The following is a 13914-nucleotide window of genomic DNA, read 5'->3' on the forward strand; positions in this document are numbered from 1 at the left end:
TTTGGCGCAGTTTAATCGTTTAACCAAAGACAACTGCCCCCTTCTTGTTTTACGATCGCTAAGCGCTCTTCATGTGCTTGTAATTCAGTGTTATTGGCCGCCAGTACTTTTAATGCTGGCCGCTCAGTATTAATGCGCCTAATTTCATCCGCTACGGTGTTCTCACCGCCACCATCTGAAGCCAAATTAAGTGCAGTTTGCCCACCCGTCATTAATAAGTATACGTCAGCTAAAATTTCGGCATCGAGTAATGCGCCGTGTAGTGTACGATGTGAATTATCGATTCCGTAACGCGAACAAAGTACATCTAAGTTATTTCGTTTTCCGGGAAATAACTTTTTAGCCATAGCTAAAGTATCGGTTATACCGCAGATATCTGCAGTTTTTATATCGATTCCGTTCGATCTAAATTCATGATCCATAAAACTAACATCGAACGATGCGTTGTGAATGACGAGATCAGCCCCTCGGATATATTCAATAAATTCATGCGCGATCACATTAAAACTGGGTTTATCCGCTAACATTTCATCGGTAATACCGTGAACTTCAATCGCTTCGGGGTCTACTAAACGATCGGGTTTTATATATATATGATAATTGTTACCTGTTAATTTACGGTCAATCACTTCTACGCAACCGATTTCAATAATACGGTGGCCTTCGTAAATAACGCCATTTTGGTTCATACCGGTTGTCTCGGTATCTAATACTATTTGTCGACTCATGGATCGGTATCTCTAAATCTAAACATTTAATGCGAAATGCGTTGGGTCTCTCACGTCAAAAATGACGAACAAACTTTAACACGCTCATCATTTAACAAGCACTGCTTATACCCAAATCACTTGGGTATAAGTCACTTGGGTATAAGTCACTTGGGCATAAATTAGTCGGTATACTTAAGAATAAGTGTTCAATATACCTTATACTGCGCCACAGTTTAAATTTGTAATTGAAATAATGAAAAAAGTCGATTTATTTACTGATGGTTCATGCCTTGGTAACCCGGGGCCCGGTGGTTTTGGGGCCGTATTACGTTATGGCATCAAAGAAAAAGAATTAAGCCAAGGCTTTAGATTAACAACGAATAATAGAATGGAATTATTAGCCGCTATTGCAGGGTTAGAAGTATTAAAAGAGCCCTGCGAAGTAATATTAACCACCGATAGCCAATATGTAAAAAAGGGGATCACACAATGGATCCATGGTTGGAAAAAACGAGGATGGAAAACTGCAGACAAACAACCGGTTAAAAATATCGACTTATGGCAAAGGCTCGATAAAGCAGTAAATCAACACAGTGTCGACTGGAAATGGGTTAAAGGCCACACAGGCCATGCTGAAAACGAACGCTGTGACGACCTTGCTCGCAACGCAGCTGAGGCAAAAAACTTATTTGAAGATAAAGGTTATCAGCCTAACGTTTAACGACTTACAGCCTGATATTAATTAAGATCGCTGCCGAATTCTTACCGTACCCACTTTTGCGGTTTGTAATTTCGCATTTAACTTCCAGCTCGGTTTAATGGGTGTTAACGGTAATTCTCTTTTTCGAGCGATTAGCATATATATGGTGCCAAAAGGCTGTAGATGTTTATGTACTAAGGTAGTTAGCCTTTTATTACGCAATACCACTTTATTTGTTAATAGCGAACGTTGTACAAAACGCTCTTCATAAACGACCTGACAACCTAATAATTCAAGCCAATCGGTGACTCGATGAGGCGTGAAAAATCGCCCATTCCAAGGGTAACCTCGCTTTTTGTTGGGTAAAAATCGCCCTAACCCGCATAAACTAATCGGGTTAAACCCGGTGATCAGCAAGTATCCATCAGGAATTAATATACGGTGAGCTTCGCGCAATAATTGATGTGGGTCGTAAGAAAAGTCTAAATTATGCGCTAATAAAACCGCATCAATTGAATTTTCACGAAAAGGCAAATGATGCTGATCGGCTCTAACACCTAAATTGTTACCCATCTCAGCCACATTAACCTGATGCTTGATAGGGCTTGCACTACAATCAATTTCACTGCTTAAATTACCTAGCTTAACAAAATGATAGCCAAAAACGCGAGGTAACCAAGCATTTAAATGTCGTTGTGTTTGTTTGCGCAAGAACTCACCTTGCGGTAATGCATGCCAGGAATTAGGTTGGCTACAAAATTTAAACTGTAATGCTCTTTTCATTTATCTCGCTAAAAACTTTTAAAAAGCCTGAGCTTAAGGTAAGTTAACTACGTTAAAAACTTAATATAGCATAACGTCGATGTCAGTCACCCCAATACCCATATTTAACGATAATTACGTATGGAAAATGAGCTCAGCAAATAACGATAATATCATTATTGTTGATCCAGGTTGCGCTAAAAGCGTGTTAGCCGCGCTTAAACCCAACGAAAAAATTTGTGCGATACTTGTTACTCACCATCATTATGATCATATTGATGGCTTAACCGAGTTAAAAGCGGCATTTCCTGATGTGCGTATATATGGGCCCGATACATCAAAAATAATTGAAGTAACCCATCCGGTAACCGAAGGTGATCAAATTAAGATCACCGAACTTAATCTTTCATTTAAGGTTATTGGCGTACCCGGGCATACCCTTGAGCATGTAAGTTATTTTAGTGAACCCCATTTATTTTGTGGCGATACTTTATTCTCAGCCGGTTGCGGTCGCATGTTTGAAGGGACTCCTGAAGTGTTTAGCCATTCCCTTAGTAAGCTTTTAGCCTTACCGAATAACACGCTTGTTTATTGTGCTCACGAATACACCCTCGCTAATTTAGCCTTTGCACAACATATTGAACCGGGTAATACCGATATCAAAGACCATATCGATAAAGTAGAAAAACTGAGAGCAAACCATTTACCCAGCCTGCCCGCTTTACTTGCTACCGAGCAAAAAATAAACCCGTTTTTACGCACTGAATTAAAGAGTATGCAAGAAAGATTAACCCAACTCACTCAAAAACCCGCAACAACCGTTGCTCAAACGTTTGGTTTATTGCGTCAACTGAAAGATAATTTTTAAGTGCTATGCGCTCAAGTCACTTCAATATGCTCGTTCTGCATCTTGAAGTCACTTGAGTATATTAAGCCTTTCATTCAGTTAACATGCCTAAATTAACGTAGTTATAACAATATGCCATATTAAAAGCCTGATCTTATTGATTTAAGCGGTGTAGCCCTTTAACATCGCTTTGAATTTATAAAGTCAGTGTATCAATATGAAATATTTGCTATTAAGCATAAGCCTTACCCTGCTGACTGCATGTCAGCAACTTGACATGTTAACTGGAAGCCCAGTAGCAGAAACCAATAAAGTCGTCGAGCTTAAAGATGAATTTATTGCCGTCGAAATAGATGATGAAGAGTCATTACATTTTTATGATGCCGCACTAGCGCAAGCTTATGTGAACCAACAGCAAGAACCGCAATCAACCAAACCGGTATTTGGTAATATTTGGCAGCGGATCCAAGCAAAATTAACGTTTGATATACCAGAGAATCGTCGAGTTGCCATTCAACGTTCATGGTACGCGCGCCATCCCGATTATTTAAATCGTGTCGCTAAACGAGCAGAACCTTTTCTTTACATGATTGTAGAAGAAATAGAGGCCAGAGGGTTACCGATGGAGCTCGTATTATTACCGATAGTAGAAAGTGCATTTGATCCTTTTGCTTACTCTCATGGCCGCGCTTCAGGCCTATGGCAATTTGTACCACAAACAGGCGATCGTTTTGGATTACATCAAAACTGGTGGTACGACGGCCGAAGAGATGTGCCCGCAGCAACAAAAGCCGCATTAGATTACCTTACCTTTTTGCATAAACGATTTGATGGCGACTGGCTACATGCCTTAGCCTCTTATAACTCAGGTGAAGGCCGAGTTGCCCGCGCTATAAAAGCAAACTACAAATCAGGCGAAAACGTCGATTTTTGGTCTTTAGAATTACCTAAAGAAACAGATGCTTATGTGCCTAAACTATTAGCACTGGCGGACATGATACGTCGCCCACAAGCTTACAATTTAAAAATATACCCCATTGCCAATGTCGAGGTGTTAGAAGAAGTGAATGCACCAGGCCAAATAGACTTAGCTAAAGCAGCTGAACTAGCGGATATGCACGTTAATGAGCTTCACGCTTTAAATCCAGCCTTTAACCGCTGGGCCACACCACCAGAAGGGCCACACCGTTTTATTCTTCCAATTGAAAAAGCGGAATTATTTAATCAAGCGATTAAAGAGTTAAAACCTGAACAGTTAGTCTCATGGAAACGTTATAAAATACAGTCAGGCGACAGCTTGGGTAAAATAGCGAGCCAACACAATGTGACGATTGATAGCATTCGCACTGCTAATAAAATCAAAGGCAATATGATACGTAAAGGTCAGCACTTACTTATCCCAGCAGCTTCACAATCATTAGACAGTTATGATTTAAGCATGAAGAGTCGAACAGAAAAAAAACAAAATATTGAACGCGGGCAAAAAAAGCAAAGCTACGAAGTAAAATCGGGTGATACATTCTGGGATATAAGTCGCGCGAATAAAGTTAATGTTCGCGAGTTAGCCAAATGGAATAATATGGCGCCTACCGATCCTATCTATCCAGGACAAAAACTGGTTATTTGGAAAGATGATGCCGTAGTAATAGGTCAATTAGGCGAAGCGCCGACCGTACGAAAAGTTAAATATAAAGTACGAAATGGGGATTCATTAGCCCGTATTGCTAATAAGTTTAAAGTAACGATTGCCGACATAGAAGGTTGGAATAAACTTAAACGCAGTAAATATTTACAGCCCGGCCAACTATTACAACTCTTTGTTGATGTGACCCGTATCTAGTGTATTAACAACGCGAAAGCACTTGAATCCAGTTTAGCCAAGTTTATACACAAGTTACTTGGGTTAAATAGACCAATAGACGTAATTATTTTGCTGACGATATAAAAAGCCGCAACCTAAATAGTTTGCGGCTTTTTACTGTTTAACGTTAAGTTGTTTATGCCGTTATAACCTGATGAAGATGCCCAATCATCAAAATTCAAATGATTAAGCAATCACCTTTATTATTATTTATAAAAAGTTATAAAGCGTTATAACGAGGCACTAAACGCTTTAATAGCACGTGTTAGCAGCTCAGGATGACTTGAGCGCCCCATAGCTAACCATTGCTTAAATAACGACTCAGGGCTTTGTAAATCGCCATCATTATGCTTACTGGCTAACATTTGTACTTGTAATGCCATTCGGCGATTTTTATCTGCGGCAGGCGATTCTTGTTCCGTTGTTAATTCAAGTTTGATCGTTAAATCATATTGACATGCATCATCAGCTGTAGATTGGCTGTATGTCGTTAATAGTTCCTGCCATTGACTCGGTAATTCGGTTAAATCCGTTTCAATTTCATTGGCTATATTATTAACTTGCTCAAATATGAGTTGATACACGGCATGCGACTTATTTTGCTCAAATTTAGATTTTTTATTAATCAAAGCCTCTTGTACCGATAGTTGCACTTGTTGTAACTTTTTCAATTGCCCAGCTGATAACGACTCTTCATCAATCGCTATCGCTTCAAATTCGGCAAATATAGGGCTTAACGTCACCAAGTTGTTACTGTCGTTAATCTGTTGCGATAAAGCAGAATATTGCTGTAAGTAGCTATCAAGTTGCGCACTACGTGCATCTTGCTCAACTTTAGCTTGTTCACTACGTTTAGCAAAAGCATCATCATTAATCTTTCTAAAGGCTTGCCATTGCTTACGATCTTTACCACCGCCAGCAAAACCTATGGTTTTCCATTGTGATTGCAACTGTTTTAATGTTTCAATGGCCTCTGCAAAGTTTTGTTGTTCTTCTGCTGTAGCCACGACTTGCTGTGCTTTATCAATTAACAATTGCTTAGCAGCCGCATTATTTTTATATAATTGATTAAGTTGTTCTTTTAAGGGTTTAAGCAAAGCATAATAAGCATCGTTAACGTCGTTAAAAACATCACGGTTAACATGCCCTATTTTACTCCAACGGTTTTGTATATTGGTTAGATCTTTACCAATATCCATCAGCGCTTTTTCTTCACTTGCCACCGCTTCTTTTAAACAGGTTAACTCTTGAATAATACCTTGTTTTAATTCAAGGTTTTCAGCCCTAATTTTATCTTGCAGCGCATAATGCTCTCGGCAAGGCGTAAATGCTTTTTCACTGGCTTCATCAAATGCACTATTAAGTGCTTTATCTTCGTCGGTATTAACCGAACCCAGTAACAGCCATACTTTGCGTAATTGTTTTACTTCGCTGGCTTGTTTTGTCGGATCAGCGAGCGGCGTGTCAACGAGTGCATTGATTTCAAGCAACAATTCACGTTTGCGTGGGATGGCGATATATTCTTTTAAATCGGCGAGGTCGTCGATTTTTTCTTGCAGCTTAGTAAAATCGCGCGCTATCTTTTCTTGGTTTTTAAGGGTTAATTCTTCATGCCAAGCGCTGACTTTACGAAACAATCCAAACGCCGCATTGTATTTACCGTTTACAATCAGTTTATCGAGCTCACGCAATTTACTGCTGATTTTATCTAATATTTTCTTTTGTGGTGCTTGTAGTTGCGTTATCGCATCTTGCCATTGCCTATTAACCGTTTTATAAGTATCGGTTAGCGTAGCCGGTAAAGGTAATAACAACTGACGAGCTTGTGTTTTCCAGCTTTGTTGCCATTCGCGATAAACATCAATCGTTTCGTCTAGCATTTCGAGTGTTTCTGGAATGGATACTTGGGCAATTTGAGTGAGCAGCTTCGTCATCGCAACAAGCTGTTCAGCAAACGCAGGTAATTTGTTAAGTGTTGCTTCTAACTTAGCTATTTGATTAAACAAACTTTCGACATCTGCACCGCTAATTTGTGCGGCCACTAATGATTGTTTAATTTTTTGTACACTATCATTTAATTCGTCAACATTAACATCACTGTCACCTGCCGCTGCGACGGCTATTTTTTCTTTTATAGTCGCGATTTCTGTTTGAGTGGCTAGCACTTGTTCTTGATGCGCAATTAAACGTTGTTTTTCTGCTTCGATTGCAAACCATTCATCTTTTAAGCGTTTTGTCGCCGCATCAATGCGCTGACATATTGCTTGGTATTTATCGGCATATTCATTTTGTTCGAGTTCAGGTAAACAAGGTAAGTCTGCACTGACTTCACTCCATTCTTCAACTAAAGCTTCACCTTCAGACTTAATTTGTCCGTAATCTTTTTTCTCTTTTAGTGCTAACAACTTACTCAATATCAAATTAAGTTGTTTACGTAATATTTTAGGTTTTTCTGCTTGCTCGGCAATGGCTGTTAATTGCTCATTGGCTTTGTTTTTAACTGCAGTTGATTTAGCTTTCGCCACTAATCGCTCTAACGTTTTGATCTCAGGCGTCAAACGTGAAAAACAAAATAAAGCAATTTCATCTTCACTCGAGCGTAAAGCATACTCTAAGTTGAGCTTGTCTTTGTTAAGGCGCGTGATGATTGAACAAACTAGCGAAGTGGATAATTCATGCACAAGTAAACTTTCTACCAATGATGCATGTTTATAGCTGCTAATAAACATTTGTTTTTGTTCGTCAGACAAGGCATAAGCATTGTCTGCGCTAAACGCATTCACTAAACGGCTTTGGGCTGTTTTTTTAACGCTAGCATCTGAATCGTCTTCGCTTGCGGTCCGCCATAAATCAAATTGATTAAGCGATTCGAGTGCTATTAATCTAATTTTGGCAACCGGGTCGGTCGTGGCGATCGATATTAAAACATCGCGATTAGCGTCAAGGTCAAGCTTAGCAATTGCCGCTTGACGGATCACAGCATCTGTATGCTGCCATTTAGGTTTGAAAAGAGATTTAAAGATCATCGTGGGTTATTCGCACTATTTCGTTTTCGTTGTTGTTTTCAGCAAATTGCTTACGTAATTCTGCTTTACGTTTTTCGATCAACTGACCATCTGAACCAATTGTATAATGTTCGTCTGAGTTTAAATGTTTAGCTTGCCAAGCTAAAACCGTTTGGATTGTTTGTTCTTTCTGCTGTTCAGTTAATGGATTACCATCTTCCCACTTACCAAGCTCGACGGCTTGTCGCAAAGCCAAATAAACCGATTCTGGCATGGTTTCAACCATAGATAAAAAATTCATTAATCTTTCTCTTTTTTAAACAACATAATTTGGACACGCAAAACGATGTACCAAATAAAACCAACCCCTGACACTATCTGTGAACCCCATTTATCCCAGGAGGCTCCTGTTTCTGCATACATACCACTATAAGCGATGCCTGCAATAAACATGATGAGCGCAAAGAAAGAATACGTCATTAAGCGAGCCGACTTTTCAATACGCTTAATACGTGCACCCGTTCGAATTTTTTCAGGGTCACCCACGAGAACTTCATGGCAATGTTGACACGATTCAGCTTTATCTGAAATTCGTTTTCTACATTTAGGGCAAGCGATTAATGCCATTTATTTTCCTCTGTCTTTGTGGATATAGTCTTTTACTGTATTTTTCATATCTTTACGCAGCAGCAATATACCAATTAAGTTAGGGATCGTCATTAACACAATGGTAACAGCCGCTAGATTCCAGATAACAGCGGTATCTTCAACTGCCGCCCACATAAATCCAGCAACATAAACGACGCGATAAGGCATCACCGATTTAGGCCCCAGTAAATAAGTCATTGCACGGTCACCGTAATAGCTCCACGCAATGGCCGTTGAAAACGCAAAAAGTAATAAACCTATTGTAACTACATACTCGCCATATTCCCCCATAAAGCCACGAGTAAACGCTTTAGCGGTCAGTTGAGTCGAATGGATAAGCGATTTGCCGACCACAACAATGCCTTTATTTTTAATCCGGCCATTTTCAATGTTTAATACGCCATCAAAAACATGTTCACCTTCTAATTCAAAACGAACATCTTCAGCCACTGAACGGGCATTAATAATGGTCACTAATTCAGGCTGGGTTAATTGACCTTGCTTAACAATAAGCGGTCCAGTATAAGGTTCGACTTTGGTATCTTGCTTCATCAAGTAATTAAATAACTCACTTCGGTTAGCGGCCGATTCTTCGTTATATTGACCTGCGATGATGGTCATTTCAGATTTAGGAAAGGTGTTTTCAAATTTTTCATGCCAAACACCAGAAGATAAAATAACCAATCCGGTGATCGTACACAATATAATGGTATCGATAAATGGCTCTAAAATAGACACCATCCCTTCAGATACAGGCTCATCTGCTTTAGCGGATGCATGCGCAATTGGAGCCGAACCTAACCCAGCTTCGTTAGAGAACAAACCACGATTAACCCCACGACTGAATGCATAAGCAAAACTGGCGCCCAAAAAACCACCCGCGGCGGCTGAACCCGTAAAAGCATCAGCAAATATCGACATAAACGAAGGCAAAACATTATCAATATTATAAAAAATAACGGTTAATGCGCCCAAAATGTAAAGCCCAGCCATTAACGGAACAACTTTAGCCGTAACAGCCGCTATTCGGCTTATGCCCCCAATAATGACAAAGGCTAATAAAATAGATAAAACCGCGCCGGTTATCCAAGGCTCAATACCAAAAGAGCTTTGCATACCCGAGGCAATGTTATTAATTTGTGGCATATTACCTGAGCCAAAAGAACTTAACACCGTCGCAATAGCAAAGGTAATGGCTAACCATTTTGCATTTAACTTCCGCTCCATATAATACATGGGGCCGCCAGCCATTGTGCCATCTTGCGTTTTAACTCGATATTTGTGAGACAGGGTCACTTCGACAAATTTGGTTGTCATGCCAACAAAAGCCGTCATCCACATCCAAAATAAAGCAGCGGGCCCGCCCAAGAAAATAGCAAAAGCAACACCACCAATATTACCGGTTCCTACCGTTCCCGATAACGCAGTCGCTAACGCTTGAAAATGTGAGGTGTCGCCTTCTAAATTCGATTTATCTTTTTTGCCAGAGACTATTTTGCACGCTTGTTTAAAATATCGAATCTGCGGAAACCCCAGATAAAGGGTAAAAAAGATACCCACACCTAATAACAGATAGGGAAACCACCAAGCGCTACCGAGAAAACTGTCGATAAAAAGTAAAAAATCATTAAGTGCATTCACATTATTTGCCTTTTATTTATTGTTATTATTGGTTGTTTAATTTTGAATTCGCTTTTATTTATCTATAAGCAATAAAAACCGTTCCAATCATTTGTGGTGCTAAGATGGATCAGGTTTAGCCTCACCCATTAACGTATTCACGATAAGCCCCATGCTCGTGGTGTAACCAACAGCTGAATGACTAATTGTTCCATCTGCATTAAGTACATAATAAGTTGGAAAAACATCGACTTTAAACTCAGCAGCCAATGTTTCTGAACCTAAATAAGCCGGTAATTTAAAATCGCGCGCTTGTAAAAAATCATTTACGCTGGCGATATTTTCATAACTTAATGCAATTGGCACGACGTTGATGTCATCTTTATAAACATTTTTAAGTGTTTCTAGATTATTAATTGATAATTTACAGACGTGACACCAAGGTGCAAAAAAATACAATACGGTAACTTTACCTTCAATAGGCAGTTGGATAAGGCGATTCGTTGGCTCAGCGAGTGTATTAACACTGATAAAACTGACTTGTTTAGTATCCCTATCGGTTAATAAATTGCGAGCTTGGAACCACGATAGCAGCCAAAAAACCATGAGCACTACCGCAATATGCAGCGCATATCGTAAAATTTTTTTAGCCATTAATTCACTTCTTAACCTATTTTTATGCGTTCTTATTTTGCAGCGCCGTATTGTATGCAAATTAACCTCAAATTAAAACAATCAGTCACTTGTGACTTGATAATATAACGGTTTATTTTTAGATCATTAAAGTAGGTTTAATATCGAATTAATTTTTAATACTTATGAATCATATTCACCACACAAAACAGATTCAGGTATGTATAATTAAATCAGGAATAGATCGAAAAATTAGGAAGAATATGTTGCGCTATACTCCATTCACCTTTTTTATAACGGTGTCATTATCTTTATTTTTAACCGCGTGCGATTCAGGTTTGTCAGTACGCAAAGTTTGTAAAGAAACACCGCAATTTTGTGAAGATTTAAACACGGACTCTTGGTGTAAAGATGTTAGAGCCGATATAATCATAAACCGCTATTTAGAACATCAAACGCCAACAGACGAGCTGCGCTACAAATTAATGTTAGATTATGAGACTTACAGCGAATGTGTGGAATTGGCATCTCATATTGAACATATTAAATTAAAAGAAAAAAAGACGTCGCGAGTTGATGGTTATGTGACAAGCCAGCGAGAACTTAAACGTTTATCAACCGCGACTCAAGATTCAATGAAACCCGAATTACTTTATTGGCACTGGTCGCGTAATGGTAATGAAGACGCAATGACCAAATTTTTATCATTAAAAGATTCAGGCCAGCTTGAAACCCCCGAATTGCAATTTAAAATGGCAACGTATTGGAGTAAAATTGACCGTAATCGAACGATAGATATTTTGTATCATGCATTATCTCTTTATAAACCAGGCGCGGATATTAACCCTGAAATATTAAAAGCCTTGAGCACGTTATTCACTAAAGAAGAAAAACTTAAACACGCCTATGTCTGGGGGCGAATAGCTAAAGATTATGGACTTTCTGATATTGATTTAGCGCCAATGAAAGCCGTATTGTCTAATCAAGGCGTTAACAGCGATAAACTGGATGATTTAGCTGACGATTTTAAATCGGCGATTGAAGCAGGTGAATTTATTCCACCAAACCGTTAAAACAGTAGTACTAAAGTTTTATACCCAAGTGATTTGGGTATAATGACTCAAAACAAGAAGCTGTAAATTTATTCGTTTGAATTAAAACTTAACGATAAAGAATTAACACAAAAACGCTTACCTGTTGGCTTAGGTCCATCATCAAAAATATGCCCAAGGTGAGCGTCACATTCTGCACAACGAATTTCAGTTCGTTTCATGCCATGAGAGTTATCTTCAATAAACGTAATTAATTGCCAGTCGATCGCATCGTGAAATGCCGGCCAACCACAGCCCGAATCAAATTTATGCTGATGGGTAAACAGCGGGGTTTCGCAGCAGACGCATAGGTATTCGCCTGATTTTTTATTATGTAACAATTTACCCGTGAAAGGATACTCTGTACCGCCTTCACGAGTAACATGGTAGGTATCAGCATCAAGCTTTTCGAGCCAATATTGATTGTCTTTACTTGATGCCATATAACGACCTCTTAAATTTAAACCATAAACCATTAACGATTAGCTAATTTTAACTAATGGACGCTCAGGTAAACTCCATTCTAAATGATACTTTTCGCCTGCTGGCTTATCAGTGCGCTCAAACGTATGTGCACCAAAAAAGTCACGCTGACCTTGCAATAGATTAGCAGGTAATACCGCCGTACGGAAAGAATCATAATAAGATAATGATGAGTTAATGGCAGGCATTGGGATACCGGCTTTTATAGAACCTATAATAGCTTCACGCCATGAACCTTCAAATTTAGAAATTTGCTCAGCAAAGAAGCCATCAAGTAATAAATTTTCAAGCTCGGCATCACGTTGATAAGCTTCGGTGATCGACTGCAAGAAGACAGCTCGGATAATACAACCCGCACGCCAAATTTTAGCTATTTTAGCGTAATCTAATGTCCAACCTTGCTCTTTAGCTGCCATCTTCATTAGATCAAAACCTTGTGCATATGCACAAATTTTTGCGCAATATAATGCATCATGCAGATGCTTAATTTGCTCTTGCTTTTCTTCTTCAGAAAAACTAGCTTTTGCTGGCGCCTTATATATTTTGCTTGCGGCAACACGTTGCGTTTTGATTGAAGATAAGGCACGTGAAAATACAGCTTGAGCAATCGCGGTAGCCGCAGAGCCTACTTGTAAACTACTCACGGCAGTCCATAAACCGGTGCCTTTTTGGCCCGCTTTATCAACAATAACGTCAACAATTGGCTTACCTGTTTCGGGGTCATATTGCTCTAAAACCTCAGCCGAAATTTCGATTAAATAACTATTTAATTCGCCTTTATTCCATTCACGCAATACAGCTGCAATTTCTTTAGGCTGCATAGACAATGCATTACGCATATAATCATACGCTTCGCATATCAATTGCATGTCGGCGTATTCAATACCATTGTGCACCATTTTAACGTAATGACCCGCACCGGCAGGGCCAATATAGGTTACACAAGGCTCACCTTCTTTAACAGGGTTACCCGGTTCATTATTAACTAAAGGTAAACCCGTTTTAGCATCAACTTTAGCCGAAATAGCTTCTAATACAGGCGCTAAACGAGCCCATGCTGTTTCGTCGCCACTTGGCATTAATGACGGACCAAAACGAGCGCCAACTTCACCGCCCGAAACAGCACAACTAAAGAAGACAAATTTACCTTGATAACTGGCTTCACGCTCAACAGTATCAGACCAGAGGCTGTTACCCGTATCGACAACAATATCGTCTAAATTTAAACCGAGTGCTAATAGCTGACTGCAAACAGAATCAACCGGTTTACCCGCTGGGATAGAAAGAATGATAATACGAGATTGCTTGGTTTTACTGAGCAAGTCTTCAAATGATTGGCATGGGACTAAACGAGGGTCTTGAGAACCACGTTCGGCTTCATCTTGTGCAACAGCCGCATTAACACGACCTGCATCGAGATCGAATGCAGCAACAGAATAGCCGTTATCAGCAAGATTTAATGCTAAATTTTTTCCCATTACTCCTAAGCCAATAAGGCCTATATCGCATAATTTAGTTAAGTCGGACATGTGTGTGTGTTCCTTTATACTTTAA

The 13914-nt window shown here is 39.4% G+C and carries 13 protein-coding genes; 4 read left to right on the plus strand and 9 right to left on the minus strand.

Features of this window, described 5'->3' with window-relative positions:
- Positions 1-11 precede the first annotated feature (11 nt).
- Positions 12-728: a DNA polymerase III subunit epsilon gene (dnaQ, locus tag DPX34_RS00120; RefSeq protein ID WP_111976385.1), complete on the minus strand. Its 717-nt coding sequence runs from the start codon at positions 726-728 to the stop codon at positions 12-14.
- Between the two features lie 235 nt (positions 729-963).
- Between dnaQ and rnhA the strand changes: the two genes are divergently transcribed.
- On the plus strand, positions 964-1431 hold the full coding sequence (gene rnhA / locus DPX34_RS00125; RefSeq protein WP_438938505.1) for a ribonuclease HI: 468 nt from the start codon (positions 964-966) through the stop codon (positions 1429-1431).
- A 21-nt stretch (positions 1432-1452) separates the two neighbouring features.
- On the opposite strand, the gene DPX34_RS00130 is transcribed toward rnhA, so the two are convergent.
- Positions 1453-2193, minus strand: coding sequence for a class I SAM-dependent methyltransferase (locus tag DPX34_RS00130; RefSeq protein WP_111976386.1), 741 nt, complete (start codon positions 2191-2193; stop codon positions 1453-1455).
- A gap of 79 nt (positions 2194-2272) precedes the next feature.
- On the opposite strand from DPX34_RS00130, the gene gloB reads away from it, so the two are divergent.
- Together gloB and DPX34_RS00140 are read left to right on the plus strand one after the other, a co-directional pair.
- A complete protein-coding gene (gene gloB, locus DPX34_RS00135; protein ID WP_111976387.1) occupies positions 2273-3040 on the plus strand; it encodes a hydroxyacylglutathione hydrolase in 768 nt (255 codons plus the stop codon).
- A gap of 256 nt (positions 3041-3296) precedes the next feature.
- Entirely contained in the window at positions 3297-4859 is a 1563-nt protein-coding gene (locus tag DPX34_RS00140; protein WP_232824612.1) for a LysM peptidoglycan-binding domain-containing protein, read from the plus strand.
- A 251-nt stretch (positions 4860-5110) separates the two neighbouring features.
- On the opposite strand, the gene DPX34_RS00145 is transcribed toward DPX34_RS00140, so the two are convergent.
- From DPX34_RS00145 to DPX34_RS00165, 5 genes are all read right to left on the minus strand, one after another.
- Entirely contained in the window at positions 5111-7906 is a 2796-nt protein-coding gene (locus DPX34_RS00145; RefSeq protein WP_111976389.1) for a DUF349 domain-containing protein, read from the minus strand.
- Positions 7896-8186, minus strand: a complete 291-nt coding sequence (locus tag DPX34_RS00150) for a YeaC family protein (RefSeq protein WP_111976390.1) — start codon at positions 8184-8186, stop codon at positions 7896-7898. The genes DPX34_RS00145 and DPX34_RS00150 overlap by 11 nt, the downstream gene beginning before the upstream one ends.
- On the minus strand, positions 8186-8512 hold the full coding sequence (locus DPX34_RS00155; protein ID WP_111976391.1) for a zinc ribbon domain-containing protein: 327 nt from the start codon (positions 8510-8512) through the stop codon (positions 8186-8188). Before DPX34_RS00155 ends, DPX34_RS00150 begins: the two co-directional genes overlap by 1 nt.
- Positions 8513-10174, minus strand: a complete 1662-nt coding sequence (locus DPX34_RS00160; protein ID WP_111976392.1) for an alanine/glycine:cation symporter family protein — start codon at positions 10172-10174, stop codon at positions 8513-8515.
- Between the two features lie 99 nt (positions 10175-10273).
- Positions 10274-10807, minus strand: coding sequence for a TlpA family protein disulfide reductase (locus DPX34_RS00165; RefSeq protein ID WP_111976393.1), 534 nt, complete (start codon positions 10805-10807; stop codon positions 10274-10276).
- Between the two features lie 242 nt (positions 10808-11049).
- On the opposite strand from DPX34_RS00165, the gene DPX34_RS00170 reads away from it, so the two are divergent.
- On the plus strand, positions 11050-11859 hold the full coding sequence (locus DPX34_RS00170) for a DUF2989 domain-containing protein (RefSeq protein WP_157964573.1): 810 nt from the start codon (positions 11050-11052) through the stop codon (positions 11857-11859).
- Between the two features lie 68 nt (positions 11860-11927).
- Here the strand turns inward: DPX34_RS00170 and msrB are convergent, their stop codons facing one another.
- Both msrB and gnd read right to left on the minus strand, forming a co-directional pair.
- A complete protein-coding gene (gene msrB, locus DPX34_RS00175) occupies positions 11928-12320 on the minus strand; it encodes a peptide-methionine (R)-S-oxide reductase MsrB (RefSeq protein WP_111976733.1) in 393 nt (130 codons plus the stop codon).
- Positions 12321-12359: 39 nt separating this feature from the next.
- Positions 12360-13889, minus strand: a complete 1530-nt coding sequence (gene gnd, locus DPX34_RS00180; protein WP_111976395.1) for an NADP-dependent phosphogluconate dehydrogenase — start codon at positions 13887-13889, stop codon at positions 12360-12362.
- Positions 13890-13914: the final 25 nt, after the last annotated feature.

The sequence above is a fragment of the Algibacillus agarilyticus genome (assembly GCF_003286125.1).
In the GTDB taxonomy this organism is placed as follows: Bacteria; Pseudomonadota; Gammaproteobacteria; order Enterobacterales; family Alteromonadaceae; genus Algibacillus; species Algibacillus agarilyticus.